At 74.6% G+C, this 26,878-nt stretch carries 22 protein-coding genes; 14 read left to right on the forward strand and 8 right to left on the reverse strand.

All coding sequences use genetic code 11. The annotated features are described in order from the left end of the window. Nucleotides 1–139: 139 nt before the first annotated feature. The 4 genes from dut to DKT69_RS30500 all read left to right on the forward strand — a co-directional run bounded on the left by dut (nucleotide 140) and on the right by DKT69_RS30500 (nucleotide 2,641). Entirely contained in the window at nucleotides 140–673 is a 534-nt protein-coding gene (gene dut / locus DKT69_RS30485) for a dUTP diphosphatase (protein ID WP_109804896.1), read from the forward strand. A gap of 25 nt (nucleotides 674–698) precedes the next feature. Beyond that, a complete protein-coding gene (locus DKT69_RS30490; protein WP_109804897.1) occupies nucleotides 699–1,364 on the forward strand; it encodes a DUF3710 domain-containing protein in 666 nt (221 codons plus the stop codon). A 216-nt stretch (nucleotides 1,365–1,580) separates the two neighbouring features. Continuing rightward, a complete protein-coding gene (locus tag DKT69_RS30495; RefSeq protein ID WP_109804898.1) occupies nucleotides 1,581–1,961 on the forward strand; it encodes an OB-fold nucleic acid binding domain-containing protein in 381 nt (126 codons plus the stop codon). Beyond that, nucleotides 1,958–2,641 carry a DUF3159 domain-containing protein gene (locus DKT69_RS30500; RefSeq protein ID WP_109804899.1) on the forward strand — a complete coding sequence of 228 codons (684 nt, stop codon included), beginning with the start codon at nucleotides 1,958–1,960 and terminating at the stop codon, nucleotides 2,639–2,641. Before DKT69_RS30495 ends, DKT69_RS30500 begins: the two co-directional genes overlap by 4 nt. A 46-nt stretch (nucleotides 2,642–2,687) precedes the next feature. On the opposite strand, the gene DKT69_RS30505 is transcribed toward DKT69_RS30500, so the two are convergent. Together DKT69_RS30505 and DKT69_RS30510 are read right to left on the reverse strand one after the other, a co-directional pair. Next, nucleotides 2,688–3,377 (reverse strand): potassium channel family protein, encoded by a 690-nt coding sequence (locus DKT69_RS30505; RefSeq protein WP_109804900.1) that lies wholly within the window; start codon nucleotides 3,375–3,377, stop codon nucleotides 2,688–2,690. A 2-nt stretch (nucleotides 3,378–3,379) separates the two neighbouring features. Beyond that, complete coding sequence (locus DKT69_RS30510; protein ID WP_109804901.1) at nucleotides 3,380–4,045, reverse strand: potassium channel family protein; 666 nt, start codon at nucleotides 4,043–4,045, stop codon at nucleotides 3,380–3,382. A 159-nt stretch (nucleotides 4,046–4,204) separates the two neighbouring features. Between DKT69_RS30510 and DKT69_RS30515 the strand changes: the two genes are divergently transcribed. The 3 genes from DKT69_RS30515 (at nucleotide 4,205) to dxs (ending at nucleotide 9,706) form a co-directional block, all read left to right on the forward strand. After that, nucleotides 4,205–6,271: an APC family permease gene (locus DKT69_RS30515; protein ID WP_109804902.1), complete on the forward strand. Its 2,067-nt coding sequence runs from the start codon at nucleotides 4,205–4,207 to the stop codon at nucleotides 6,269–6,271. Nucleotides 6,272–6,351: 80 nt separating this feature from the next. Next, a complete protein-coding gene (locus DKT69_RS30520) occupies nucleotides 6,352–7,563 on the forward strand; it encodes a class I SAM-dependent RNA methyltransferase (RefSeq protein ID WP_236648456.1) in 1,212 nt (403 codons plus the stop codon). A gap of 193 nt (nucleotides 7,564–7,756) precedes the next feature. Continuing rightward, a complete protein-coding gene (gene dxs / locus DKT69_RS30525) occupies nucleotides 7,757–9,706 on the forward strand; it encodes a 1-deoxy-D-xylulose-5-phosphate synthase (protein ID WP_109804904.1) in 1,950 nt (649 codons plus the stop codon). Between the two features lie 109 nt (nucleotides 9,707–9,815). Here the strand turns inward: dxs and DKT69_RS30530 are convergent, their stop codons facing one another. Then, nucleotides 9,816–11,009 (reverse strand): hypothetical protein, encoded by a 1,194-nt coding sequence (locus tag DKT69_RS30530; RefSeq protein ID WP_109804905.1) that lies wholly within the window; start codon nucleotides 11,007–11,009, stop codon nucleotides 9,816–9,818. 157 nt (nucleotides 11,010–11,166) lie between these two features. On the opposite strand from DKT69_RS30530, the gene DKT69_RS30535 reads away from it, so the two are divergent. Both DKT69_RS30535 and DKT69_RS30540 read left to right on the forward strand, forming a co-directional pair. Further along, nucleotides 11,167–13,035 carry a DUF6311 domain-containing protein gene (locus DKT69_RS30535; RefSeq protein ID WP_109804906.1) on the forward strand — a complete coding sequence of 623 codons (1,869 nt, stop codon included), beginning with the start codon at nucleotides 11,167–11,169 and terminating at the stop codon, nucleotides 13,033–13,035. After that, nucleotides 12,999–14,807, forward strand: coding sequence for a hypothetical protein (locus tag DKT69_RS30540; RefSeq protein WP_236648453.1), 1,809 nt, complete (start codon nucleotides 12,999–13,001; stop codon nucleotides 14,805–14,807). Before DKT69_RS30535 ends, DKT69_RS30540 begins: the two co-directional genes overlap by 37 nt. 93 nt (nucleotides 14,808–14,900) lie before the next feature. On the opposite strand, the gene DKT69_RS30545 is transcribed toward DKT69_RS30540, so the two are convergent. Then, a complete protein-coding gene (locus DKT69_RS30545; RefSeq protein ID WP_438361894.1) occupies nucleotides 14,901–16,745 on the reverse strand; it encodes a DUF6311 domain-containing protein in 1,845 nt (614 codons plus the stop codon). A 120-nt stretch (nucleotides 16,746–16,865) separates the two neighbouring features. Between DKT69_RS30545 and DKT69_RS30550 the strand changes: the two genes are divergently transcribed. After that, nucleotides 16,866–17,210 (forward strand): hypothetical protein, encoded by a 345-nt coding sequence (locus DKT69_RS30550; RefSeq protein ID WP_109804909.1) that lies wholly within the window; start codon nucleotides 16,866–16,868, stop codon nucleotides 17,208–17,210. Further along, entirely contained in the window at nucleotides 17,195–18,493 is a 1,299-nt protein-coding gene (locus DKT69_RS30555) for an outer membrane protein assembly factor BamB family protein (protein ID WP_236648454.1), read from the forward strand. The genes DKT69_RS30550 and DKT69_RS30555 overlap by 16 nt, the downstream gene beginning before the upstream one ends. A gap of 8 nt (nucleotides 18,494–18,501) precedes the next feature. Here the strand turns inward: DKT69_RS30555 and DKT69_RS30560 are convergent, their stop codons facing one another. Continuing rightward, the gene (locus DKT69_RS30560; protein WP_236648455.1) at nucleotides 18,502–19,695 is read right to left on the reverse strand and encodes a C39 family peptidase; all 1,194 of its coding nucleotides are present in this window, start codon (nucleotides 19,693–19,695) and stop codon (nucleotides 18,502–18,504) included. A 163-nt stretch (nucleotides 19,696–19,858) separates the two neighbouring features. Between DKT69_RS30560 and DKT69_RS30565 the strand changes: the two genes are divergently transcribed. From DKT69_RS30565 to DKT69_RS30575, 3 genes are all read left to right on the forward strand, one after another. Then, nucleotides 19,859–20,527, forward strand: coding sequence for a response regulator transcription factor (locus tag DKT69_RS30565; protein WP_109804910.1), 669 nt, complete (start codon nucleotides 19,859–19,861; stop codon nucleotides 20,525–20,527). After that, nucleotides 20,524–21,681 carry a sensor histidine kinase gene (locus DKT69_RS30570; RefSeq protein WP_201749940.1) on the forward strand — a complete coding sequence of 386 codons (1,158 nt, stop codon included), beginning with the start codon at nucleotides 20,524–20,526 and terminating at the stop codon, nucleotides 21,679–21,681. Before DKT69_RS30565 ends, DKT69_RS30570 begins: the two co-directional genes overlap by 4 nt. A gap of 305 nt (nucleotides 21,682–21,986) precedes the next feature. Beyond that, a complete protein-coding gene (locus DKT69_RS30575) occupies nucleotides 21,987–22,373 on the forward strand; it encodes a VOC family protein (RefSeq protein ID WP_109804911.1) in 387 nt (128 codons plus the stop codon). A gap of 94 nt (nucleotides 22,374–22,467) precedes the next feature. Here the strand turns inward: DKT69_RS30575 and DKT69_RS30580 are convergent, their stop codons facing one another. From DKT69_RS30580 to DKT69_RS30590, 3 genes are all read right to left on the reverse strand, one after another. Further along, nucleotides 22,468–23,277 carry a flagellar basal body-associated FliL family protein gene (locus DKT69_RS30580; protein WP_109804912.1) on the reverse strand — a complete coding sequence of 270 codons (810 nt, stop codon included), beginning with the start codon at nucleotides 23,275–23,277 and terminating at the stop codon, nucleotides 22,468–22,470. Between the two features lie 228 nt (nucleotides 23,278–23,505). Beyond that, the gene (locus tag DKT69_RS30585; RefSeq protein ID WP_109804913.1) at nucleotides 23,506–25,608 is read right to left on the reverse strand and encodes a 3-hydroxyacyl-CoA dehydrogenase NAD-binding domain-containing protein; all 2,103 of its coding nucleotides are present in this window, start codon (nucleotides 25,606–25,608) and stop codon (nucleotides 23,506–23,508) included. Continuing rightward, the gene (locus tag DKT69_RS30590) at nucleotides 25,605–26,801 is read right to left on the reverse strand and encodes a thiolase family protein (protein ID WP_089010475.1); all 1,197 of its coding nucleotides are present in this window, start codon (nucleotides 26,799–26,801) and stop codon (nucleotides 25,605–25,607) included. The genes DKT69_RS30585 and DKT69_RS30590 overlap by 4 nt, the downstream gene beginning before the upstream one ends. Nucleotides 26,802–26,878 lie beyond the last annotated feature (77 nt).

Genomic DNA, 26,878 nt, shown 5'->3' on the forward strand with positions numbered 1-26,878 from the left:
GCCGGGGGCGCCGCCGACGGGGCCGGGGCGGGCGACGGGGATGGCGACAGGCTCACACTCCGAGGGTACGGCGCACGACCGGCCCGCCAACCGGCAGGATGGCAGGGTCACCCCTGGACCCGGACGGAAGAGGAAGACCGTGACAGACGTCGTACCCGTGCCCGTACGGCAGCTCGACCCCGAGCTGCCGCTGCCGGCGTACGCCCATCCCGGCGACGCCGGCGCGGACCTGGTGGCCGCCGCGGACGTCGAGCTGCCGCCCGGCGGGCGGGCCCTGGTCCCCACCGGGGTGGCGCTCGCCCTCCCGGAGGGGTACGTGGGGCTGGTCCATCCCCGGTCGGGGCTGGCGGCCAGGCTCGGCGTGACGGTGCTGAACGCGCCCGGTACGGTCGACGCCGGCTACCGGGGTGAGATCCTGGTCAACCTGATCAATCACGATCGGGACGTGCCGGCGAAGATCAGCCGTGGCGACCGGATCGCGCAGCTCGTCGTGCAGCGGGTGGCGCGCGCCGAGTTCCAGCCGGTGGCGGAGCTGCCCGCGTCCCGGCGCGGGGCCGGTGGGCACGGGTCCACCGGCGGGCACGCCGGGCTGATCCCGGCCCCGGCGGGCGCCGACGGGCGCCGGGAATCGCCCGACCTGACGAGTGGGCGGACGGAAGAGGTGGCAGGGTGAGTGCGAACAGCGGAGGGTGGGCGCAGTGATCTTCTCCCGAAAGCGGGCCGGTGGCGCGCGGCACGCGCGTGACGAGCGGACCGCCGAGGTCCTCGACTCCTACGACACCGAGGAGTCGACCCCGGCGGCGCCGTCCCGGGGGCCGTACGACGTCTCCGAGGCGCCCGACATGCCCCGGCTGGACCTGGGCAGCCTGCAGATCCCGGCGGTGCCCGACGTCGAGGTCCGGGTGCAGGCCGACCCGCAGGGCGTGATCCAGCAGGTCGTGCTCGTGCACGGGGAGAACGCCCTGCAGCTCGGCGTCTTCGCGGCGCCCCGCTCCGAGGGCATCTGGGACGAGGTGCGCGAGGAGATCCGGCAGTCGCTGTTCAACGACGGCGCCGCCGCCCGCGAGGTCGAGGGGGAGTACGGCACCGAACTGCACGCCCGGGTCCGCACCCCGGACGGCATGACCGACCTGCGTTTCGTCGGCATCGACGGGCCGCGCTGGATGGTCCGCGGCGTCTACCAGGGCGCGGCCGCCACCGACCCGGCCTCGGCCGGCCCGCTGGCGGTCTGCCTCGACAACCTGGTGGTCGACCGGGGGCACGAGGCGAAGCCGGTCCGCGAGCCGCTGCCGCTGCGGCTGCCCCGCGAGATGGCCGAGCAGGCCGACCAGGAGAACCCCGCACCCGGCCAGCGCGAGGCCTGAGCAAGCAACCCGGGCCCGGTCCCGTCGGCTCCCGCCGGCGGGCGCCGGGCCCGTCGTGCGTCCGCCGTCGCCGCCGTACGCCGGGGAGGTGCCGCCGCGGACGCCGGCTCCGTCGCGCCGCCGGATCGGCGTACGCTGGCGGGACGGTTCCGGCATCCCGGGGTCGGGCCAGCGCCGGCGCGGACCGGCCAGCGTGGAGAGGGTGACGCGGAGGTCATGACGACCGACGAGGGTCGGGTGTCGCTGCGGCGCATCCTGCAACGGCTCACCGCGAGCGAGGCCGAGATCGAGGCGCAGGAGCTGCGCCGGGAGAGCGCCGAGTCGGGCGGCACGCCGGCCCGGCAGTGCATGCGGGGCCAGGTGGTCTCCGTCGCCGGACGGCTCCGCACGGTGGTCTACACGCCCCGGACGAACCTGCCGACGCTGGAGGCGGACCTCTACGACGGCAGCGACGTGGTCACCCTGGTCTGGCTGGGCCGCCGGCACATCGCCGGCATCGAGCCGGGCCGGCACCTGACCGCCCGCGGCCGGATGGCCGTACGGGACGACCGCAAGGTGATCTACAACCCGTACTACGAGCTGGAGTCGCCGAAGTGACGACCGGACCGCACCGGACCACCGAGCCGGAGACCGGGCCGCCGGACGACGAACGGCTGCCCAGCCTCGCCGAGCAGATGGCCGACCAGCTCGGCGGCTGGCGTGGCCTGGTGGAGTCGAGCATCCCCGTGGTGGTCTTCGTGATCGCCAACGTGGTGGGCGAGCTGCGCCCCGCGGTCGTCGCCTCGGTGGCGGTGGCGCTGCTCATCGCCGGTCTGCGGCTGGCCCAGCGCCGGCCGGTCCGGCACGCCGTCAACGGGCTCTTCGGCATCGCGATCGGCGCGGCCATCGCCTGGCGTACCGGTGAAGAGCGGGACTTCTACCTTCCCGGCATCCTGTACGGCATCGGCTACGGGCTCGCCCTGCTGATCTCGGCGGCGATCCGGCAGCCGCTGGTCGGCTGGATCTGGTCGGTGCTGGTCGCCAAGGGGCGCGCCGAGTGGCGGGACGACCCGCGGCTGGTGCGCACCTTCACCCAGCTCACCGTGCTCTGGGGCGTGGTCTGGCTGGCCAAGGTGGGCGTGCAGGCCGGGCTCTACCTGGCCCACCAGGACACCGCGCTGGGCGTGGCCCGGCTGGCGCTGGGCTACCCGCCGTACGCGCTGCTGCTGCTCGTCACGGTCTGGGCGGTGCGCCGGGTGACCCGGGAGACCGCGCCGCAGCCGCTGCCCGGCGCCTGAGCCCCGGCGCCGGCCGCCCGCCGCGGCCGGCCGTGACCGTCGGGCGTCAGCCCTTGCCGCGGGTGCGCTCGACGCTGTCCGGGCCGAGGATCACCGCGCGGACCTCGTCCTCCACCTGGGCGGTGCACACGAAGACCAGCTCGTCGCCGGCCTCGATCGGGTCGTCCGGGCTCGGCACCAGCACCCGCTTGCCGCGCAGGATCGCCACCAGGGCGGCGTCCCGGGGCAGCGGCACCGCGTGGATCGGCTGGCCGACGTACGGCGCGGTGGGCGGCAGGGTGATCTCGACCAGGTTCGCCTCGCCCTGCCGGAAGGTCATCAGCCGGACCAGGTCGCCGACGGTGACCGCCTCCTCGACCAGGGCGGCCATCACCCGCGGCTTGCTCACCGCGACGTCGACGCCCCACTGGTCGGTGAAGAGCCACTCGTTCTCGGCCCGGTTGACCCGGGCGACCACCCGGGGCACCGCGAACTCGGTCTTGGCCAGCAGCGAGACCACCAGGTTGACCTTGTCGTCACCGGTGGCGGCGACCACCACGTCGCAGCCGGCGACGTTGGCCTCCTCCAGGCTGGTCAGCTCGCAGGCGTCGGCGAGCACCCACTCGGCGGCCGGCACCCGGTCCGGCCGGAGCATCTTGGGCTGTCGCTCGATCAGCATCACCTGGTGGCCGTTGTCGATCAGCTCCTGGGCGATCGACCGGCCGACGTTGCCGGCGCCGGCGATGGCGATGCGCATGCTCACTGCCCTCCTTCCGGCGGCGTCGCCGCCGCCGCCGTGACCGAGCCCACGATGTCGTCGGTCACCAGCATGAAGACCTGGTCGCCCTCCTGCACCACGGTGGAGGCGGTCGGCAGCATCCCGATCCCGAAGCGGATCAGGTACGCCACCCGGGCCCCGACGCCCTCCTCCAGCTGCCGCAGCGGCCGGCCGATCCAATCCTTGTGCACCGGCACCTCGACGATCGACACCGTGCTGGTCGGGTCCCGGAAGATCTCGACGTTGCCCTCGGGGACCAGGTGCCGCAGCATCCGGTCGGCGGTCCACCGGACGGTGGCCACGGTGGGGATGCCGAGCCGCTCGTAGACCTGCGCCCGGCGCTGGTCGTAGATGCGGGCGGCGACCCGGGAGACGCCGAAGGTCTCCCGCGCCAGCCGGGCCGAGATGATGTTGGAGTTGTCGCCGCTGGAGACGGCCGCGAAGGCGTCCGCCCGCTCGATGCCGGCCTGACGCAGCACCTCGCCGTCGAACCCGGCACCGGTGACGGTGATGCCGGCGAAGTCGGGGCCGAGGCGGCGGAACGCGTCCGCGTCCTGGTCGATCACCGCCACCGAGTGCCCCCGGGACTCCAGGCTGTGGGCGAGGGTCGACCCGACCCGGCCGCAGCCCATGATCACGACATGCACGGTGTCCGCTCCTCCCACGGTGCGCCCCGGTGGGCCCGTCGTCTGCGAGCCTGCCACGTCCCCGCCCCGGGCGGGGGACCGACCGTACCGCGCGGGCGCGCGGAAGGTTGATCAGGCACCCCCGACGGTCGGCGGGGGTTGGTCGTACCCTTAGCGCTTGTGGCCAGTCCCACCTCGCTGCTGAAGCGACTCCTCGTCGGTCGACCGTTCCGGTCCGACCGGCTCCAGCACACCCTCCTCCCCAAGCGCATCGCGCTGCCGGTCTTCGCCTCCGACGCGCTCTCCAGCGTCGCGTACGCGCCGGACGAGATCCTGCTGACCCTCTCCATCGCGGGGGCGTCGGCGTTCCTGTTCTCGCCGTGGATCGCGCTCGCCGTCGTCGTGGTGATGCTCACCGTGGTGGCCAGTTACCGGCAGAACGTGCACGCCTACCCCTCGGGTGGCGGTGACTACGAGGTGGCCACGGTCAACCTCGGGCCGCGCGCCGGCCTGGCGGTGGGCAGCGCGCTGCTGGTCGACTACGTGCTCACCGTCGCGGTGTCGGTCTCCTCGGGCGTGGCCAACCTCGGCTCGGTGGTGCCCTTCGTGGGCACCCACAAGGTGCTGATCGCGGTCCTCGCGGTGGCGGTGCTGACCGCGATCAACCTGCGCGGGCTGCGCGAGTCGGGAACCGCCTTCGCGATCCCCACCTACGGCTTCATCATCGTGATGGTCGGGATGATCCTCACCGGGCTGGTCCGGGTCTTCGTGCTCGGCGACGACCTGCGCGCCCCCAGCGCCGACCTGGTGATCCGCCCGGAGCACAGCGTGGCCGGCTTCGCGCTGGTCTTCCTGCTGCTGCGGACCTTCTCCTCCGGCTGCGCCGCGCTCACCGGTGTGGAGGCCATCTCCAACGGGGTGCCCGCGTTCAAGGCGCCGAAGAGCCGCAACGCGGCCACCACCCTGCTGCTGCTCGGCACCATCGCGGTGAGCATGCTGGTCGGCATCATCTGGCTGTCCCGGCTCACCGGCCTCCAGTTCGTCGAGGACCCCTCGCAGATCGTCTCCGGGCCCGACGGGTACGTGCAGAAGACCGTCACGACCCAGCTCGGCGAGACGGTCTTCGGTTCCGGTTCGGCGCTGCTCTTCGTCGTCGCCGGGATGACCGCGCTGATCCTCTTCCTGGCCGCGAACACCGCGTTCAACGGCTTCCCGGTGCTCGGCTCGATCCTGGCCCAGGACCGCTACCTGCCCCGGCAGTTCCACACCCGGGGCGACCGGCTGGCCTTCTCCAACGGCATCGTCTTCCTCGCCGTCTTCGCGATCGTGCTGATCATCGGGTTCCAGGCCGAGGTGACCCGGCTGATCCAGCTCTACATCGTCGGCGTCTTCGTCTCCTTCACGCTCTCCCAGGCCGGCATGATCCGGCACTGGAACCGGCACCTGCGGACCGAGCGGGACCCGGAGGCGCGCCACCGGATGATCCGCTCCCGGGCCATCAACAGTTTCGGCATGGCGATGACCGGCATCGTGCTGGTCATCGTGCTGATCACCAAGTTCCTGCTCGGCGCCTGGATCGCGATCGCCGCGATGGCGGTGATCTACCTGCTGATGCTGGCCATCCGCCGGCACTACGACCGGGTCGCCGCCGAGCTGGAGCCGACCGAGGCGCGGGGCGTGCTGCCCGCCCGCAACCACGCCATCGTGCTGGTCAGCAAGCTGCACCAGCCGACCCTGCGGGCCATCGCGTACGCCCGGGCGACCCGGCCGGACACGCTCACCGCGGTGACCGTGAACGTGGACGAGAAGGACACCCGCCAGCTCCAGGAGGAGTGGGAGCGGCGGGAGATGCCCGTCCCGCTGACCGTGGTCGACTCGCCGTACCGGGAGATCACCCGGCCGATCCTCAACTTCGTGGCCTCCACCCGCCGGGCGTCGCCGCGCGACGTGGTCACCGTCTTCATCCCCGAGTACGTGGTCGGCCGCTGGTGGGAGAACCTGTTGCACAACCAGAGCGCGCTGCGGCTCAAGGGCCGGCTGCTCTTCGAGCCGGGGGTGATGGTGACCAGCGTGCCGTGGCAGCTCGCCTCGACCGCCGCCAAGAACCTGGACCGGCTGGACGCCACGCTCAGCCGCGGGCCGGCGCGCGGGCCGCGGGTCGCCCCGCGCAGCACCCTGCCGCCGACCGTCCCGCCGGTGGTCTCCGCGCCGCCCGGCGAGAGCGGCCCGGCCGGGGAGCGCCCGTGACGGCCGGGTCCGGCCGGACCGGCGCGCGGGACGCCGCCGCCGGCGCGGACGTCGACGAGACGGTCGGCGCGCGGCGGGGGCTGGAGGAGGCCGAGCGGGTCGAGCTGACCGTGGACGCGGTCGCCCCGGGCGGGCACTGCGTGGCCCGGTTCGACGGCCAGGTGGTCTTCGTGCGGCACGCGCTCCCCGGCGAGCGGGTGGTGGCCGAGGTGACCGAGCTGCACCGGGGCTTCGCCCGGGCCGACGCGGTGGAGATCCTCGACGCGTCCCCGGACCGGGTCGAGCCGCCCTGCCCGTACGCGAAGCCGGGCCGCTGCGGCGGCTGCGACCTGCAGCACGTGGCGCCCGGGGCGCAACTGGACTGGAAGACCGCCGTGGTGCGCGAGCAGCTCACCCGGCTGGGCGGGCTCACCGACGCCGAGGTCGACGAGCTGGGCGTCCGGGTCGAGCCGCTGCCCGGCGGGCTGCTGGGCTGGCGCTCCCGGGTCCGGTACGCGGTCGACGGCGCCGGCCGGGCCGGGCTGCTCAAGCACCGCTCGCACGAGGTGGTGCCGATCGACCGCTGCCTGATCGCCCACCCGGCGATCCAGGAGCTGCCGGTGCTCGCCGCCAGCGGGGCCCGCTGGCCGGACGCGGAGGCGGTCGAGACGGTCGCCTCCACCGGCGGCGACGTCAGCGTGGTGGCGGTGGCCGAGAGGGTCCCGACGCCGGTCAGCGGACCGGCGGTGGTGCGGGAGGTGGCCGCCGGGCGGGAGTGGTCGCTGCCCGCGTCCGGCTTCTGGCAGGTGCACCCGGTCGCGGCGGACACCCTGGTCGGGGCGGTCCTCGACCTGCTCGACCCGCGCCCCGGCGAGACCGCCTGGGACCTGTACGGCGGCGCCGGGCTCTTCGCCGCGGCCCTGGCCGGTCGGGTCGGCGATGCCCGGGTCACCCTGGTCGAGTCCGCCGCGGAGGGCGTGGCCGCGGCCCGGCAGAACCTGGCCGACCTGCCCCGGGTGGAGGTGGTCGCGGCCCGGGTGGAGACCGCGCTGGCCCGCCGCCGGGTCACCGGCCCGGTGGACGTGGTGGTGCTCGACCCGCCGCGTACCGGCGCGGGCGCCCAGGTGGTGCGGGACGTGGTGGCCGGCCGCCCCCGGGCGGTGGCGTACGTCGCCTGCGACCCGGCCGCCTTCGCCCGGGATGTGCGCACCTTCGCCGGCCTGGGCTGGCGGCTGGCCGCGCTGCGCGGCTTCGACCTGTTCCCGATGACCCAGCACGTCGAGCTGGTGGGCCTGCTCCTGCCGCCCGGCTGAGCCGGCCCGAAACGCCGACGCGGGGTGCGGAATCCCACACTCCGGGGCCGCCGCCGCCCCGCCGGGGCGTCCGCGCCGGCTGATGCTCGGCGGCGGGCGCCGAGCACCGGGGTGAGCCGGGCATACCCGCCCCGACCTGCGGTGACCTCGGGCCGCGCTGCGGGCTGTCGGAGGGCCGATAGACTCTTCCGTCATGAGTGTTGAAGAGGGCACGGCCAACCACGGTCGGCTGCTGGGCACGGTCCGTGGTCCGCAGGACGTGAAGCGGATGGGCGCCGAGCAGCTGGACATCCTCGCCGCCGAGATCCGTGACTTCCTGATCGCCAAGGTCTCCCGCACCGGCGGGCACATCGGTCCGAACCTGGGCGTGGTGGAGCTGACCCTGGCCATGCACCGGGTGTTCGACTCCCCCCGGGACCGGCTCCTGTTCGACACCGGCCACCAGGCCTACGTACACAAGATCCTCACCGGCCGGCAGGACGGCTTCGACAAGCTCCGCCAGCGCGGTGGCCTCTCCGGCTACCCGAGCCAGGCGGAGAGCGAGCACGACCTGATCGAGAACTCGCACGCCTCCACCGCCCTGTCGTACGCGGACGGGCTGGCCAAGGCGTACGCCGTGCGGGGCGAGCAGCGCAGCGTGGTGGCCGTGGTCGGCGACGGCGCGTTGACCGGCGGCATGTGCTGGGAGGCGCTGAACAACATCGCCACCGCCGGCAACCCGCTGGTGATCGTGGTCAACGACAACGGCCGGTCGTACTCGCCGACCATCGGCGGGCTCGCCGACCACCTCTCCTCGCTGCGGCTCAACCCCGGCTACGAGAAGGTGCTCGACACCGTCAAGGAGGCCCTCGGCTCGACCCCGCTGGTCGGCAAGCCGATGTACGAGGTGCTGCACGCGGTCAAGAAGGGCATCAAGGACGCGGTCGCCCCGCAGGCCATGTTCGAGGACCTCGGCATCAAGTACGTCGGCCCGGTCGACGGCCACGACGTCGCCGCGGTCGAGTCGGCGCTGCGGGCGGCGAAGAACTTCGGCGGCCCGGTGATAGTGCACGCGGTTACCCGCAAGGGCTACGGCTACCGGCCGGCCGAGGAGGACGAGGCGGACTGCCTGCACGGCCCGGGTGGTGCCTTCGACGTCGAGACCGGCCAGCTGGTCGCCGCGCCGTCGGTGAAGTGGACGCACGTCTTCGCCGACGAGCTGGTCGCCATCGCCGACGAGCGGCCCGACGTGGTCGGCATCACCGCCGCCATGGCCGAGCCGACCGGCATCGCCAAGCTGGCCCGCAAGTACCCCGAGCGGACGTACGACGTGGGCATCGCCGAGCAGCACGCCGCCACCTCGGCGGCCGGCCTCGCGATGGGCGGCCTGCACCCGGTGGTGGCGGTCTACGCCACCTTCCTCAACCGGGCCTTCGACCAGGTCCTGCTGGACGTGGCGATGCACAAGCTGCCGGTGACCTTCGTGCTGGACCGGGCCGGCGTCACCGGCCCGGACGGGCCGAGCCACTACGGCATCTGGGACATGTCCGTCTTCGGCGTGGTGCCCGGCCTGCGGATCGCCGCCCCCCGGGACGCCGGCAGCCTCCGCGAGGAGCTGCGCGAGGCGGTCGCCGTGGACGATGGCCCGACCATCGTCCGCTTCCCGACCGGCACGGTCGCCGCCGACCTGCCGGCCGTACGCCGGGTCGGCACCGTCGACGTGCTCGCCGAGTCGGCCCGGACCGACGTTCTGCTGGTCGCCGTCGGCTCCTTCGGCGCGCTGGGCATGGAGGTGGCCGCCCGGGTCGCCGAGCAGGGCTACGGGGTGACTGTGGTCGACCCGCGCTGGGTCCGGCCGGTCCCGGCCGAGCTGGTCGAGCTCGCCGCCGGCCACCGACTCGTGGTCACCGTCGAGGACGGCGTCCGGGTGGGTGGCGTCGGCGACGCCCTCGCCCAGGCGATGCGGGACGCCGACGTCCGGGTGCCGCTGCGCGACCTGGGCGTACCGGCCGACTGGCACCCGCACGGCACCCGCGCCCAGATCCTCGCGGACCTCGGCCTGACCGCGCAGGACGTGGCCCGGGACGTCACCGGCTGGATCTCCGGCCTGGACGCCCAGCCCGTCGACGACGTCCAGCGTGACGAGGCCGGCGCCAAGAACTGACGCACCACGCAGAGGGGTGGCCCTGCTGATCAGGGTCACCCCTCTTGTCATCAGCAAGAAGGGCCGGACGGCGCTCGACCCGCGAACCCCACCACCGCAACAAACGACGTCAGCGGCCGCCGACGGACCGGTACCAGGTCTTCTCGGTGCCGGCCAGGCTGAACGTCTGCTTCCTCGTCGGCTGTGGCGCCACCACCAGCCCCGGCCGGTCCACCAGGCGTGACGTGCCCGGCGGCGCGGCGAACGAGGCGTCCCGGGTGGCCCGCCAGCTCAGCACCGCCAGCGGCTGCCCCGGCATCGGCAGCAGGTACGCCTGGAGGGTGGTGGAGCGGTCGGCGGGGGAGACCACCGGGGCCCCGCCGTCGGCCGGACGGTAGACCACCGCGGTCATCGTGCCGGTGGCGCTCTCCCAGCTCAGCTGCTCCAGGTCGGCCGGCTCGCCGCCCCCGAGGGCGACCTCGCCCAGGGAGCGGACGGCGAGCCTGGCCATCGGCCACGACTCCGGCACCGAGCGGGGGGCGTCCCGGTCGCCGATCCGGCGCGGGATGCTGCCGAACGGGCCCCGCTCGCCGGCGAGCACACAGGTGTCCAGCCCGGTCAGGGCCCGGCGGCCGGAGCCGGTCTCGTCGCGGACCAGCGGGTACCGCGGGTCGGCGGTGGCCGTACCGAGGTCGAGCAGGCGGTCCGCGGCCCGGCCCCGCGGCAGCGACCGGGTGGGCCGCAGGGACGCGGTCAGCTCCACCGCCCGGCAGGCCGGCACCGCGACCGGCGCGGTGAGGCCGTCGGCGGTGGGCAGCGCCCGCCCGTCAGGGTCGAGCAGCCGCTCCACCCGGGCCGAGGTCAGGTAGCGCCGGCCGGCCGGGAGCTGGACCGGCAGCACGTCGGAGTAGACCAGGTAGCCCGGGTCGGTGTACTCGGTGGCGTGGCTGACCGCCCACCGGTCGCCGTCCCGGGTGAGCTGGAGCAGCCAGGACGCGCTCTCGCCGGGCACGTCCGCGGCGACCAGGGCCAGCGGCGCCCCGTCCACCTGGCCGGAGAAGAGGATGCCCGACGAGGGCAGGTGCGCCCGGTCGTCGACCGGCGACCGCCAGTCCCGTACCGCTGCGGTGACCGCCGCCGTGGTGGCGGCGTCACCGGCCAGGCTGCCGCGCGGCGGCCACACCGTCAGCGACCCGTCCAGGGTGTCGTAGCCGACCGGCAGCGTCGTCGCCCGCCGGTCGGCGACCGGACCGCACGCGGTCACGCTCAGCAGCAGGGTCAGCAGTGCGGTGGCTGTCGTGCCGCGCCGGCGGACTGAAGCCACCTGTACGCCCCCGATCGCGTCGCCGGTCGTGTTTTCGAAGCCACATGGTACGAGATGTCCGGTCGCCGGACCGCGACCGCCTCGCCCGGCCCACCCGCCACATAGGACGACGCGTTGCGTTTCGTGCCGTTTCCGGCTCCGGTAGACTCCGCCGACTGTGACCTCTGCCGAGCCCCGTGTCGAGTCCCGACCCGACGCCCGCGCCGGCTCCGAGTCCGCCGTGACCCTGGACACTCCGGTGCGGCCGGGCGCCGGAGGACGGCTGGCGGCGCCGCTGCGCCGCTGGCGGCGGACGCCCCGCCGGCAGGACCTCGCGGTACACGGCGTCTTCCTGCTCGCCGCGGTCTGGGTGACCAGCCGGATCTGGGCCGACCCGGCCGGTCGGGTCGCCTCGCTCTACAGCAGCGACCCGGCGCAGGTGCAGTTCTTCCTCGCCCACTCGGTGCGGGTGGTGCTGCACGGCGAGTTCCCGTTCTACACCGACCAGTTCAACTACCCCGACGGGGTCAACCTGATGGCGAACACCGCCATTCTGGCGCTCGGCATCCCGATGGTGCCGGTGACCCTCCTCTTCGGACCGGCCGTGTCCTTCGTGACGCTGGTGACGCTCGGCCTCGCCGGCACCGCCGCCGCCTGGTACCACGTGCTCTCCCGACACGTCGTACGGACCCGGCTGGCCGCCGCGGTCGGCGGCTGGTTCTGCGGGTTCTCGCCGGCGATGCTCTCGCACGCCAACTGGCACCCCAACATCATCTCCCAGTTCCTGCTGCCGTTCATCGTGTGGCGGGTGCTGGTGCTGACCCGCGCCACCCGCCCGGTCCGCGACGGCGCGCTGCTCGCCCTGCTGGTCACCGTCCAGGCGTTCATCAACGAGGAGATCCTCCTCTTCACCGCGCTGGCCTGCGGCGTCTTCCTGCTCGCCGTGCTCGCCCAGCGGCGCGACCGCTGGTCGGCCGCGTGGCGCCCGCTCGCCACCGGGCTGGCGGTCTGCGCGCTGCTGGCCGGGGCGCTGCTGGCGTACCCGCTCTGGGTGCAGTTCGCCGGGCCGATGGCGTACCACGGGCTCAGCGACACGGTCCGCGACTACGGCAACGACATCGCCGCGTTCTTCGCCCCCGGCTCGCCCACCCTCGGCGGCAGCGAGCGGGCCAACGTCAACCTCGCCCCGAACTACTCCGAGGAGAACGCCTTCTTCGGCTGGAGCCTGTCGCTGCTGGCCGTCGGCATCGTGGCCTGGCTGCGGCGCGAGGTGGTGGTCCGGGCGCTCGCGGCGACCGGGCTGTGCTTCGCGGTGCTCTCCCTCGGCGAGCGGGTGTCCTGGTGGGACCGGGACCTCGGCACCGGCCCGTGGGAGCTGCTGGTCCGGCTGCCGCTGCTCGACGCGGTGGTGCCCACCCGGTTCGGCCTGATCACCACCGTGGTGATCGGGGTGCTGCTGGCCCTGGCGGTCGAGCGGGCCTGGTCGCTGCGGACGCCCGAGCGGCGGACCGTGCGGACGCTGGCAGTCGCCGGCCTGGTCCTCGCGCTGCTGCCGATCGCGCCGATGCCGCTGCAGGTCACCACCCGCCCGGCGGTGCCGCGGTTCATCACCGCCGACCGCTGGCGCGAGTACGTCGGCCCGGACCAGACCCTGGTGTCGGTGCCGGTGCCCAGCATGGGCAACACCCACGCGATGCGCTGGGCCGCCAGCACCAACCTGGACTTCAAGATCCCCGGTGGTTACTTCCTCGCCCCGCGCAACGGCGTGACCGGCGACCCGGGCCGGTTCGGCGGGCGGCCGAGCGGCATCGGCGACCTGCTCGAGGAGGTGGCCACCACCGGCCGCACGCCGAAGCTGGACGACCGGCAGCGCCGCCGCTGCCTGGACGAGCTGCGGCACTGGCGGGCCGCCGTCGTGGTGCTGCCGCTGGGCCAGCAGAACGCCGAGCCGCTGCGGCGTACCGTCGAGCAGCTGGTCGGCCCCGGCCGGCAGGAGCTGGACGTGTGGTTGTGGGACGTCCGGACACTGACCGACCGGTCGGCCTGACCGCCGCCCCGCCGGCCGCCGTCCCGCCCGACGCGCCCCCGGCGGACCGGCCCCGCCGCCGCGCGCCGCGTCCCGTCGACGCGCTGGTGGTGGCCGGCTACCTCGGGCTGGCTGTGCTGCTCACCGGCGGGCAGTGGGGCCGCCCCGAGCGGCTCTTCCACCAGGCCGGCGACCAGATGCTCTTCGAGTGGATGCTGGCCCGGGCCGCGCGGGCGGTGGCCGGCGCGGAGAACCCGCTGCACAGCACGGCCCTGAACGTCCCGGACGGGGTCAACCTGATGGCCAACACCTCGGTGCTCGGGCTGGGTGTGCCGCTGGCCCCGGTGACCTGGCTGTTCGGCTCGCAGACGGCCTTCCTGGTGGCCGTGGTCTGCTGCCTGGCCGGCACCGCCACCGCCTGGTACGCCCTGCTGGCCCGCTGGCTGGTCCGCTCCCGGGCCGCGGCGGCGGTGGGCGGGCTGTTCTGCGGCTTCGCCCCGGGGATGGTCTCGCAGGCCGGGGCGCACCTGCACATGGCCGCCCAGTTCCTGGTCCCGGTGATCCTCGGACTGGTGTTCCGGCCCGCCGCCGACCGGGTGCGGCGGGACGGCGTGCTGCTCGGGCTGGCGGTGGCGTACCAGGTCTTCCTCGGTGAGGAGGTGCTGGTCTTCCTCGCCCTCGCCGCCGGGGTCCTCGCCGGGGCGTACGCGCTGGCCGACCCGGCCGGCGCGCGGCGGCGGGCACCCGCGCTGCTCGGCCGGCTCGGCGTCGGCGCGCTGGTGGCGGGGGCGCTGCTGGCGTATCCGCTGTGGTTCCAGTTCCACGGTCCCGGCAACTACGCCGGGATGCCCTTCTTCGCGGCGGGCTTCCGCCTCGACGCGGCCTCGTTCACCGCCGCCGCCCGGCAGACCGTCGCCGGGGACGCCCACTCGGCGGGGCTGCTGTCGCCGAACGCGACCGAGGAGAACTCCTTCTTCGGGCCGGTTCTGCCGCTGCTCGCCGTGCTGGTGGTGGTCTGGCTGTGGCGGCGGCCCCTGGTCCGCGCGCTGGCCGGCTGCGGCCTGCTCTTCGCCCTGCTCTCCCTCGGCACCGAGATCCGGGTCGACCACCAGGAGACCGGGCTGCCCGGGCCGTACCGGCTGCTCCGTGGGGTGCCGCTGCTCGACCTGGTGGTGCCGGCCCGGTTCGCGCTGGTCTGCGTGCCGGTGCTGGGGGTGCTGCTCGCCCTCGCCCTGGACCGGGCGTACGACCACCGCGTCGGGCCGGGGCGGCGGCTGTTCTGGACCGGGGCGGTGGCGGCCGCGCTGCTCCCGCTCGCCCCGACGCCGATCCGTACCGTGCCCGCCGGGCCGGTGCCGGCGTTCGTGGCCGACGGCGGCTGGCGGGCGTACGTGCCGCCGGGCCGGACCCTGGTGCCGGTGCCCCCGGTGACCGGGGCGGCGGTCAGCCCGGCCACGTTCTGGTCGGCCCGGACCGGGCTGGCCTTCGCCGCGCCGGGCGGCTACTTCATCGGCCCGGACAGCGCGGCCGACCCGACCGCGCACTGGGGCGCGCCGGACACCCCGACCTCGCTGCTGCTGCGCCGGGCCGCGGAGAGCGGCCAGGTGCCGCCGGTCGGCGACGCGGACCGTCGCCAGGCGGTCGAGGACCTGCGCCACTGGCGGGCCGCCGTCCTGGTCCAGGCCGGCTCGACGCCGGCCGACCCGGTCCGCGCGACGCTGGACGCCCTCGTCGGCCCCGGCCGGGACGTGCCCGGCGGCCACCTCTGGGACGTCCGGTCGCTGGTCGGCTGAGCGGGCCGCGGCCGGTGCAGCCGGCGGCTGTCCGGGTGACCTCGGCGACGCCGGCCGCGGCCAGCCGGCGGCCGCCGGCGGGGAGCCGTGGCGCTACACCAGGCCGCGGACGTCCCAGAGCCAGACGTCCTCGACCCGCCGCGGCGGGCCGAGCAGGGCGGTCATCAGCTCCCGCAGCACCGCCTCGCGCGGGTTGGCGCCGAGCACCACCACCGAGGCCCGCCAGAACCGCAGGTCCTCGACCGCCTGGCGGCGGTTCTCGCCGGTGAGCGGCGGTACCCGGTTCGCGTCCATGGTGGCGTAGATCAGGGTGCTGGTCGGCCGGTTCGGCGCGCCGAAGACGCCCTCGCCCCGCTCGTTCGGCCCGATGAAGTAGCCGCCCGGGACGGGGAACTCCTGCCCGGTCAGCGCGCTCCAGCGCAACGTGGGCAGGCCGTGCACGTTGCTCGGGACGGGCACCGGCACCAGCGTCCGGCCGGCCGGGACGTACGGGCGCCAGCCGCTGGCCGTGATGAAGTGCGGCGGCGGGTCCACGTGCTGGGCGGGCAGCGGTCGGGGGAAGAGCGGCAGCACCGCGAGCGTGATCGCGGCGTACCCGATCGGGCGCAGCCACCGGCGACGTGACCGGGCGGCCGGCGGTGCGGCGGCCCCGGCGTCGGGCGCGGTGCGCGGGGCCGGCACCGGCGGGCGGCCGCCACCGCTGAGGGCGTCCCAGGCCAGCGCCAGCAGCACCCCGACCGCGGCGACCACCACCAGGGAGAGCCGGGTCGGCATCATCATCTCGACCAGCGGCAGGTCGTCCGGCACGTACGCCCAGGGCCCGTCGATCGCGGTCTCCACCCCGTCGAACCGCACCTTCGGGCCGATCGCCGCGACGCCGAAGACCACCACCAGCACGGCGAGGATCCGGGCGGCGAGCGAGCGACGGACCAGCAGCACCAGGGCGACCAGCGCGACCAGCACCAGCGGCCAGCCGAACCAGGTGTTCTGCTCGGTCAGCCCGATGGTCTGCTCCACCGCCTCGTCCCCGGCGACGGTGTCCCGGGCGAAGGTGACGAACGCGGCGAGGTCCTCGCCCCAGTTGTGGAAGACGCCGCCCTGCAGGCCCCGGTAGGACTGCGGCCCGTTGAACTGGAACCAGATCGGGTACGCGGTCAGCAGCAGGGCGAGCCCGGCGCCGACGCCGCCGGCGGCGAGGAAGTTGCCGGCCCGGGCCCACGCCGCCCTCCGTCGCTGCGCGGTGTAGGCCGCCACCACCACGAGGCAGGCCAGCGCGGTGAGCAGCAGCATCTCCTCGTTGATGAAGATCTGGTACGCGACCAGCACGCCGAGCGCGATCCCGTTGCGCCACCACCGGCCCGGCTCGCCGAGGCGCAGCACCCGCACCACGATCAGCGGGAGCAGGAAGTTCGAGACGAAGTTCGGCTGCCCGTTGGCGTGGTGCACGATGCCGGGCGCGAAGCCGAGGAACGCGCCGCCCACGAAGGCCGCGCCCCGGGAGCGGACCAGGTGCCGCGACAGCATCCAGTACGACGTGCCGGCCGTCGCGGCGAGCGCCCCACCCAGGTAGAGCGCGTACATCACCTGGGGGCCGAGGAGCAGGGTGAGCGGCGCGAGCGGCAGGGTGACCCCGAGCAGCGAGGTGTTCGCCATCATGTTCACGCCGTCCGGTGCGTTCTGCCGGGCGGTGAAGAGCGGGTTCTCCAGGTGCCGCACCGAGTAGGCGCCGTGCGCGAAGAGCCACTCGAACCAGCTGTGGTCCGTCGGCAGGTGCGACGAGACCCGGTGCTGGACGTCCACCCAGTAGTTGAGGCAGACGAGAACGCCGAGCAACGCATAGGCTCCGATGGCCAGCACGTCGGCGCGGGCCGGCCGGCGTCGGGGCCGGCGCGGCGGGTCGGCCACGACGGGCTCGACCGCGACGGAAGCGGAGTTCAACGAGGGGTCTACCACCGGCACGGCCACGACGGGCCATCGTACAGGCGGCGGGCTGTCGCCCCCGGCCGCGCCGGTGCGTTCCGACGGCGCCCGTCCGGCGGGCGGGCGGGGAGGGGGGCCGTGACCGTCATCGATCTGGGTGAGCTCCGCGACGACCCGACGCGGGTGCCGTCGACCCGGCGGCCCCGGCCCGCCGCGCGGCCGTACCTCGACGCGGCCACCGATCGGCTGCTGGCCGACCTGGGCCGGTGGGAGCTGGCGGTCTGGTCCGACCGGGACGATCCGCTGATCGGCACCCGGCGGGGCCGGGACGGGCGGCTGGTCGTGGCCGAGCCGGATCTGGGCGCCGCCCGGGCCCGGGTGATCGGCGCGCTGCCCGGCCTGCTCGACGACGGCCGGGTCGGCGAGGGCGTGCTCGTCTGCCGGCGGGCCGACGGCGGGTTCGGGCTGTGGCGGCTGCGGTGAGCCGGGTGATCGAGCTGGGTGAGCTGCGGCACGGCGACGAGGTCGAGCCGCCGCCCGGCCCGCGCCGTCCCGCGTCCCCGTCGGCGCGCCTCGTGGCGCTGCTCTGTGCCGCGCTGCTCGGTCTGGCCGGCTCGGCCGCCGCCCCGGGCCGGCGGCCGTCCGTGCCGGTGCCCGCCCCGCAGGGCGCCGGCTTCCTGGTGCTCGCCGACCGGCTGGTGGTCGCCGACGGTCCGGGCACCGTGGGGCGGTCGGGTCGGCTGGTGACCGGGCACCGGCTGCCCGGCGGGGAGCCGCTGTGGCGGTTCGTCCTGCCCACCGGCGACCACGCGCTCGGCCTCACCACGGTGGCCGGCGCGGTGCTGGTGATCAGCAGTCCCGCCGGGGCCGGTGACCCCGCCTCCACCGCGCTGGACCCGGACACCGGGGCGGTGCGCTGGCGGCAGCCCGGCTACCCGGTGCGGACGGAGGCCGGCGGCGTGCTCTTCGAGACGCCCCGGGCGGACGGGACGGGCACCGTCCGGTCGGTCGACCCGGTGTCGGGCCGGGCCCGGTGGTCGTTGCCGCTGCCCGGCAACGGGCTCGCGTACGAGTTCGGCGACCGGGGCGTGACGCGGGTGGTGCTGGTCACCGCCGCGGGCCGGGTGGAGGTCCACGACGCCGGCTCGGGGGAGCTCCTGCGCGCCGGGCGGGTGCCGCCGGCCCCGGACGGGTTGTCCTACCGGGTCACCCAGGTCGTCGGCGACCTGCTGCTGCTCGACGGGGCGCCGGGCACGGTCACCGCGTACGGCCTGGACCGGCTGGACCGGCGCTGGAGCAGGCCGGTCGGCCCGTCGGCCGTGGACTGGTTCAGCGACTGCGCCGTGGTGATCTGCCTGCGCGACCGGGGCTCCGGGGTGCGGGCCATCGACCCGGCCACCGGGCGGCTCCTCTGGACGAACGACCGCTGGCTCGGGATCGGCCCGGCCGACGGTCGGCTCCTCGCCAGCGCGCCGGCCGTCGGCCTGGAGATGGACCTGTCGGTGGTCGACCCGCGCACCGGCGGCGTCCTCGCCCGGCTCGGTCGCTGGCGGCTGAGCGGCGGGGACCGGTACGAGCCGGCGCTGCTCGGGCTCCGCCGGCTCGGCGAGGACCGGACCCTGGTCGCCGACCTGGACCTCCCGGCCGGGCAGGCCCGGGTCCGGGCCGTGTTGCCGGGCTCGTGGGACGACTGTGCCGTGGCGACCGCCGCCCTGGTCTGCCTGCGGCCCTCCGGCGGCCTGGTGGTCTGGCCGGACCGCCGCTGATCAGCGGTTCACCAGTTGGCCTGCGCGGGGGCGGGTGGCAGCGGCAGCGAGGCCGGCCGGATCACGTACGCCAGGCCGCCGCTGCCGCCCAGCCAGGCGGCCTGGAGACGGTCCCGGGGCACGGTCCTGCGGACCCCGTCGTCGGTTGCGGCGTACGGGTCGTTGAGCACCGGCTCGCCGGCCTCCGTGAACCCGACCAGCACCATCAGGTGGCCGTTGGTGTCGTAGTCGAGCCCGGGGATCTCCCCGTGCCGGAATCGCGCGGAGACGACCAGCGGCACCCCGGCCGCGACGAAGAGTTCCGCCTCGGCGAGGGAGCGCAGCCGGGTGACGAAGGCATCCACCCCGTGCAGCCCCGCGTACGCGGTGTTGAACGGCCAGTTTCCCGCGCCCGCGTAGGCGTGGTCGTAACATCCCCGGGCGGCGTGCACCACCACCGGGCGGGGGCCGGGCGGGGTCACCCAGGCGTACCGGTCGGGGGTGGGGCCGGCGCCCCAGAAGTCCAGCACCATGGACACGCTGGTGGGGCTGCACCAGGAGTCCCCGCCGCCGCCCCAGCGGGTCTCGCCGCCGGCGTGCAGGCGCTGCGCGTACCGGGGCACGTCGAGCACCCGCCCGCGCGCCGCGCCGACCGCCGCGGTGGCGGCCGGCTGGTCGGGCGGGTCCACGTCCGCGGCCGAGGCCACCGCCCCGACGGTACGCAGCACCGGGCCGGCCGCGACGTCGGTCCGGCGGAACAGGGTGACCCGCGCCTGCCAGCCGGTGATCGGCGAGCGCAGGGTGCCCATCGTGTCGACCTTCGCCCAGGCCTCGTCGTGGGTCTGGCCGGGCACGGAGGTGCGGTGGATCGTCGTGTCGTCGGCGGCCCAGCGGCCCAGCACGTACCAGTCGGTGGACGGCGCGTCCCCGTCCCAGCCACGCAGCTCGACCTGGAGCCAGCCGCCCTCCGGGGTGTCCCCGGTCCAGGACGGGACGAGCTCGTCGACGCCGAAGCCCGGCCACACCACCGGGGTGGTCCAGGTTGCCAGGTCGTACCGGGCGGTGCGGCCGGTGTGCGGGTCGGTGTGGTCGAGTTGTCCGACCGGCGCCCCGATCGTCACGCCGCCCGGGACGGCGACCACCCCCTCGGCCGTGCCGAGGTCGAGGTCGGCCGGCAGGCGGAAGCCGCGGTACGCGATGTTCCGCCCAGGCGTTCCGGTCATGGCAGCTCCGTCCGCTCGTCGCCGGCCGCCGCACCGGGCGGCGCGCATGTAGGTGGGTGCCGGGAAGCATCGCGTACCCGAAGGTTTTCTGCAACGACGGCGAGGGCCGCCGGTTTGGCAGCCGGCACTAGGTTGTCGGGAGGTCACGAGGCAGGAGGCCGGGATGCGGGTACTGGTGGTGGAGGACGAGCGCAACCTCGCCGACGCGATCGCGCGCGGGCTGCGCAAGCGGGGCATGGCGGTGGACGTCGCGTACGACGGCGACACCGGGCACGAGGCCGCCTTCGTCACCCGGTACGACGTGGTGATCCTGGACCGGGACCTGCCCGGCGTGCCCGGCGACCGGATCTGCGCCGACCTGGCCGCGTCGGGCACCCTGACCCGGGTGCTGATGCTCACCGCGAGCGGCACCGTCGCCGACCGGGTCGAGGGACTGCAGCTCGGGGCCGACGACTACCTGCCCAAGCCGTTCGCCTTCGACGAGCTGGTCGCCCGGGTGCAGGCGCTCGGCCGGCGGGCCACCCCGGCCGCCCCGCCGGTGCTGGAGGTCGCCGACCTGGTGCTCGACCCGGCCCGTCGGGTGGTCACCCGGGGCGGCGAGCCGGTCGACCTGACCAACAAGGAGTTCGGCGTCCTCGCCGAGCTGCTCAAGGCCCGCGGCGCGGTGGTCTCCAGCGAGGAGCTGCTGGAACGGGTCTGGGACGCGAACACCGACCCGTTCACCACGATCGTCCGGGTCACCGTGATGACGCTGCGCAAGAAGCTCGGCGACCCGCCCCTGATCGAGACGGTGGTGGGCGCCGGCTACCGGACGGCCGAGGTGGCCGCATGAGCGCCCTGCGGCTGCGTCCCACGCTGCGGCTGCGGCTCACCCTGCTCAACGGGGTGCTGCTGGTCGGCGCCGGGGTGATCCTGGTGCTGCTCGCCTGGCTGCTGGTCCGCGACGCGCTGCGCCCGACGGACGAGCTGCTGCCCGGCACCACGGTGGTGCTCGCCGACGGCCGCACCCTGGACGCCGGGCAGTGGCAGCGGGAGCTGGTCGACGCCGCGTCGCGGGAGCTCCTGGTCAAGGGCCTGCTGGCGTTGCTGGCGATCAGCGTGGTCGGGGTCGCCGGGGCGTGGCTGGTGGCCGGCCGGGCGCTGCGCCCGCTGCACCAGGTCACCGCGACCGCCCAGCGCCTCGGGGAGGCCACCCTCGACCAGCGGATCGGCTGGTCCGGGGCGGACGACGAGGTGGCCGAGCTGGCCAAGACGTTCGACGCGATGCTGGACCGGATCGCCGCCGCGTTCGAGGCGCAGAAACGCTTCGTCGCCAACGCCTCGCACGAGCTGCGTACCCCGCTCGCGGTGATGCGGACCGAGATCGACGTGACGCTCAGCGACGACGAGGCGGACATCGCCGAGTACCGCCGGATGGCGACCGTGGTGCGGGACGCCTCGGAGCGGGCCAACGGGCTGGTCGACGCCCTGCTGGTGCTGGCCCGCAGCGAGGCCCAGACCGGCCGCCGGCTGGGCCGCCGCGCCGAGTGTGACCTCGCGGTCGGCACCGCCAACGCGCTCTCCGCCGTCGCCCGCGAGGTGGAACGGATCGGCCTGCGGGTGCAGACCTCGCTGCGCCCGGCGCCGGTGGTCGGCGACCCGGGGCTGCTGGACCGGCTCGCCGGCAACCTGATCGAGAACGCGGTCCGCTACAACCACCTGCACGGCCGGATCTGGGTGCGTACCGGCAGCGACGGGCAGCGTTCCTGGCTGGTGGTGGGGAACACCGGCTTCGAGGTCGCCCAGGCCGACGTGCCGGGGCTGTTCGAGCCGTTCCGGCGCGGCGGCCAGGAGCGGACCGGCGCGCGCGGGTCCGGCCTCGGGCTCTCCATCGTCCGCGCGGTCTGCGACGCGCACGGCGGCGCGGTCACGGTGGTCGCCCAGCCGGGCGGCGGCCTGGAGGTGACCGCCACCCTGCCCTCGGCCGACGCCCCCTGCCCGAACTGACCGGACCTCCTGCCCCATACCACAACGACGGCAGCAGCACCGCCGGGTTCGCGGCGGTGGGCGCCGTGGACGGCAACGTACCGGCCGGCACCCCGGCGGCCCTCTACAGCGACGAGCGCTGGGCCGGGCCGGCGTCGTCGCAACGGGTTGTGCCGCGCGGCCGAGCGGTGACATGATCGGCCGCGTCAGCCCGACGCGCGGAAGGGGGTGCGGTCGATGTCCACCAGGAACAGTCCCGCGCCCCGCCCCGGTCACCGCTGACACCATCCACTGCCGCGGGGCGCACTCCACCAGGAGGAAGCACCGTGAGTGCGTTGATCCACTGCGTCACCGTCGAGTCCGACGACCCGTACACCCTGGCCAGCTGGTGGGCGGGCGTGCTCGACCGCCGGCTGCACGACGACGACCAGCCGGGTGACCCCGAGGCGGTCCTGGTCGCGCCCGGCGGCCACGGTCCCGACCTGCTCTTCGCCGAGGTCGGCGAGCGGCACGGCAAGGGCGCGTTCCATCTCGACCTGCAACCGGCCGACCGGACCCGGGACGAGGAGGTCGAGCGGCTGCTCGGGCTCGGCGCCGTCCTGGTCGCCGACCGCCGTCGCCCGAACGGCACTGGCTGGGTCGTGCTCGCCGATCCGGAGGGCAACGAGTTCTGCGTCTGCCGCAGCGCCGCGGAACGAGCCGGGTCGGTCTGACCGTCGTCGGCGTCGCCCCCAACAGCAGGGTGACCGGAAACGACACCGGGCCCCCGCCGAGTGGCGGGGGCCCGGTGCGCCTGTCCGACGGGCGTCAGCCCTTCTGCTCGATCTGGCCGCGCATCGTGCTGAATTGGGCCTGCGCCTCGGCGCCGGTCTTGAAGTACAGGCCGATCACCCCGGTGCTGCCTCGGTCGCTCCAGACGCAGATCCCGAGCGGCACCTGCCCCGCCTTGGCGTCGCCACACTTCGCCTCGCCGCCGAGCGGGCCGGCGTCGACGGTCTTCATCTCGCCGATTTCGAGACCGCTGGTGCCCAGCGACCCGATGTTGGCGTCGAGGGACTTGGCCGGATCTGGGTTGAGGCCCGAGGCCGCGCCGACCATCACCAGGTCCTTCTTCGCCGCGCTGCCGTAGAAGGCGCTCACGGCGCTCGTCGCGTTCGGCGTGTCGCTGCGAAGGCTGTCCTCGACGTCCTTGGCGACCTTCACCAGGGCCGGGTCGGTGGACTTCGTGCGGCCGGCGAGGGTCTCGGGCGCCGTCACCCGGGTCTTGGTGGCGTCAACCACGTCGCCGACCTCGTCCTTGGCGGCGAAGAAGAGGACCGCGCCGCCGCCCAGGCAGAGCACCACCACGACGGCCAGGGTGATCAGCAGGATCCGGCCGACGTTCGACTTCTTCGGTGGCGGGCCGGCCGGGGCGCCGTAGGACGGCTGGCCGCTCTCCAGGTAGGAGCCGGCCTGCGGGGCGGACTGCTCGCCCGGGTAGCCGCCGTACTGGGGGCCGGGCTGCTGCGGCGGGTAGCCCCCGCCGTACTGCGGGCCCGGCTGCTGCGGCGGGTAGCCGCCGGGCTGCTGGGGCGGGGGGTAGGAACCGGGATAGGGATTGGACGGCGGCTGGGACATGGGTCAGCTCCAGGTGAAGATCGTGACGGGTGATCGTAGCCAGGCCGGATGACGTGCCGCTGTCCGCCCGGCGACGAGGTGACGAAACCGCCGCCGGGTCGTGACCGGGCGCCCCGCCGGTCCCGGCTCGGCGGTCGGTCACCCGGGCGGTCGCGCCGCCGTACCACGGAAGGCACGGTCGGCGCGGGCGGTCCGGCCCGGAATGACGATCGCGGTGGAGCGGGAGGGTCAGGCGCGCAGGCTGGCGACCCCGCGCGGCAGGAACCGCCGGCCGGTGACCCGCTCGGAGGTGCCGGTCCGGTCCAGGTACGGCGTGACGCCGCCCAGGTGGAACGGCCAGCCGGCGCCGAGGATCATGCACAGGTCGATGTCCTGCGCCTCGGCGACGACGCCCTCGTCGAGCATCAGCCGGATCTCCTGAGCCAGCGCGTCGAGCGCGTTCTGGCGTACCTGCTCGGCGGTCAGCGGCTGGTCGCCGACCACGAGCAGCTTGGCGACGTCGGCGTTGATCTGGTCGTCGACCACGATCGGCTGGCCGGAGTCGGCGATCCGCTTGAGGTTCTCGCTGACCCCGAACCGGTCCGGGTACGCCGCGTGCAGGGTGCCGCCCACGTGGTACGCCACGGCCGGGCCGACCAGCTGGAGCAGGGCGAGCGGGCGCATCGGCAGGCCCAGCGGGTCCAGCGCGCTGTTCGCCACGTCCAGCGGGGTGCCCGCGTCGACGGCGGCGAAGACCGTGCCGAGGAAGCGGGTGAGGAGCCGGTTGACCACGAACGCCGGGGCGTCCTTCACCAGCACCGAGGACTTCTTCAGCTGCTTGCCCACCGCGAACGCGGTGGCTAGGGCGACGTCGTCGGTCCGCTCACCGCGGACGATCTCCAGCAGCGGCAGCACGGCGACCGGGTTGAAGAAGTGGAAGCCGACCACCCGCTCCGGGTGCTCCAGCTCCTCCGCCATCGCGCTGATCGACAGCGACGAGGTGTTCGTCGCCAGCACGGCCTCCGGCTTGACGATCTTCTCCAGCTCGGCCCAGACCTGCTTCTTGACGTTCAGGTCCTCGAAGACCGCCTCGATGACGAAGTCACAGTCAGCGAACGAAGTGAGCTGGCCCGGCGTCGACGCGGCGAAGGCCTCTGCCTTCGGGGAGCCGCTGACCAGGCCGTACAGCTTGGCGGCGGTGCCCTTGTCCATCCGGCCCTTGCTGACGGCCTTCTCGATCTGGGTGTGCACGTAGCCGACGCCCTTGTCCACCCGCGACTGGTCCAGGTCGGTCATCACGACCGGCACCTGGAGGCGGCGGGCGAAGAGCAGCGCGAGCTGGCTGGCCATCAGGCCGGCGCCGACGATGCCCACCTTGGTGACCGGGCGGGCCAGGCCCTTGTCCGGCGCGCCGGCCGGCCGCTTGGCCCGCCGCTGTACCAGGTCGAAGGCGTACAGGCCGCTGCGTAGCTCCTCGGAGAAGACCAGGTCGGCCAGGGCCTCGTCCTCGGCGGCGGTGCCGGTGGCGAAGTCGGCGTCCTTGGCCGTCTCCAGCAGGTCCAGCGCCTTGTACGCGGCCGGAACCGCGCCGTGCAGCCGCTGGTCGAGGGTCTGCCGGGCGAAGTAGAGCACGCCCGCCCACATGTCCCTGTCGACCTCGGGCCGGGTCACGGTGACCTCGCCCCGGACCACGCCGGCCGCCCACTCGAGGGACCGCTCCAGGAAGTCCGCCGGCTCCAGCAGCACGTCCGCGATGCCCATCTCGGCGGCCTGCTTCGGCTTGAGCATCTTGTTCTGCATCAGCGGGTTCTGGATGACCACCTGGGTGGCGGCCGGGATGCCGATCAGGTTCGGCAGCAGCTGGGTGCCGCCCCAGCCGGGGACCAGGCCGAGCGACACCTCGGGCAGCGCCAGGGCCGCCGCGCCACCGGACAGCGTCCGGTAGTGGCAGTGCAGGGCCAGCTCCAGGCCGCCGCCCATCGCCGCGCCGTTGACGAAGGCGAAGGTCGGGATCTCGCTGTCCTTGAGCCGGGCAAAGACCCGGTGGCCGAGCCGGCCGATCTCCAGCGCCTGCGCGCGGTCGGCGAGCGCCGGCAGGCCGACGATGTCCGCGCCCACGCAGAAGATGTACGGCTTGCCGGTGACCGCGATGAACGCCGGGTTCGCCGCGAGGGCGGCGGTGATCGCCTCGTCCAGGCTGGTCAGGCCGCCCGGGCCGAAGGTGTTCGGCTTGGTGTGGTCGAAGCCGTTGTCCAGCGTGATCAGGGCGGCCGGCCGGTCCAGGCCGGGTACGTTCACCTGACGCAGCAGCGCCTTGGTGACGACCTCGTTCGGTGCGGCGAGCGTGCTCACTTGTTGCCACCCTCCCAGTGCGGGTTCTCCCAGATCACGGTGCCGCCCATGCCGATGCCGATGCACATGGCGGTGAGGCCGTAGCGAACCTCGGGGTGCTCGGCGAACTGCCGGGCGAGCTGGGTCATCAGCCGGACGCCCGAGGACGCCAGCGGGTGACCGATGGCGATCGCGCCGCCCCACGGGTTGACCCGCGGGTCGTCGTCGGCGATGCCGAAGTGGTCGAGGAAGGCGAGCACCTGCACGGCGAACGCCTCGTTCAGCTCGAACAGGCCGATGTCGTCGATGGTCAGGCCGGCGATCCGCAGCGCCTTCTCGGTCGACGGGATCGGGCCGACGCCCATCACCTCGGGCTCGACGCCGACGAAGCCGAACGACACCAGCCGCATGGCGACCGGGAGGCCCAGCTCGCGGGCGACGTCCTCGGAGGCGAGCAGGCTGGCCGTGGCGCCGTCGTTCAGGCCGGCCGCGTTGCCCGCGGTGACCTTGCCGTGCGGGCGGAACGGGGTCTTCAGGGAGGCGAGCTTCTCCAGCGAGGTGTCCCGGGGAGCCTCGTCCACGGTGGCCAGGCCCCAGCCGTTCTCCTCGTCGCGGATGGCGACCGGCACCAGGTCGTCCTGCAGCTTGCCGTTGGCGTACGCCTTGGCGGTCTTCTGCTGCGAGGCGAGCGCGAACGCGTCGGTGCGCTCCTTGGTGATGTGCGGGACCCGGTCGTGCAGGTTCTCCGCGGTGGCGCCCATGACCAGGGCGGACGGGTCGACCAGCTTCTCCGCGATGATCCGCGGGTTGGGGTCGACGCCCTCACCCATCGGGTGGCGGCCCATGTGCTCGACACCGCCGGCGATGGCGATGTCGTACGCGCCCATGGCGATGCCGCTGGCGACGGTGGTTACGGCGGTCATCGCGCCGGCGCACATCCGGTCGATGGCGAAGCCGGGGACCGTCTTGGGCAGGCCGGCCAGCAGGGCGGCGGTGCGGCCGATGGTCAGGCCCTGGTCGCCGATCTGGGTGGTGGCGGCGATGGCGACCTCCTCGACCCGCTCCGGCGGCAGCTGCGGGTTGCGGCGCAGCAGCTCACGGATGCAGCGGATCACCAGGTCGTCGGCGCGGGTGTTGGCGTACATGCCACCCGCCTTGCCGAACGGGGTACGGACGCCGTCGACGAAGACGACATCTCGAACTTCACGGGGCACTTGAGCCTCCTAGCCGGCACTGGCATTTCCCTCGGATGCTACTCGCCAGTAACCAACCCCGACACCACCCCCCATGT

Source organism: Micromonospora sicca (assembly GCF_003172935.1).
GTDB lineage: Bacteria > Actinomycetota > Actinomycetes > Mycobacteriales > Micromonosporaceae > Micromonospora > Micromonospora sicca.

Bases quoted from the DNA above. Each gene is read 5' to 3' on its own strand.
- DKT69_RS30495 (WP_109804898.1), top strand. From the start codon at position 1,581: ATGACGACCGACGAGGGTCGGGTGTCGCTGCGGCGCATCCTGCAACGG.
- DKT69_RS30560 (WP_236648455.1), bottom strand. From the start codon at position 19,695: ATGACCGGAACGCCTGGGCGGAACATCGCGTACCGCGGCTTCCGCCTG.
- DKT69_RS30570 (WP_201749940.1), top strand. From the start codon at position 20,524: ATGAGCGCCCTGCGGCTGCGTCCCACGCTGCGGCTGCGGCTCACCCTG.
- DKT69_RS30505 (WP_109804900.1), bottom strand. From the start codon at position 3,377: ATGCGCATCGCCATCGCCGGCGCCGGCAACGTCGGCCGGTCGATCGCC.
- DKT69_RS30580 (WP_109804912.1), bottom strand. From the start codon at position 23,277: ATGTCCCAGCCGCCGTCCAATCCCTATCCCGGTTCCTACCCCCCGCCC.
- DKT69_RS30565 (WP_109804910.1), top strand. From the start codon at position 19,859: ATGCGGGTACTGGTGGTGGAGGACGAGCGCAACCTCGCCGACGCGATC.
- dxs (WP_109804904.1), top strand. From the start codon at position 7,757: ATGAGTGTTGAAGAGGGCACGGCCAACCACGGTCGGCTGCTGGGCACG.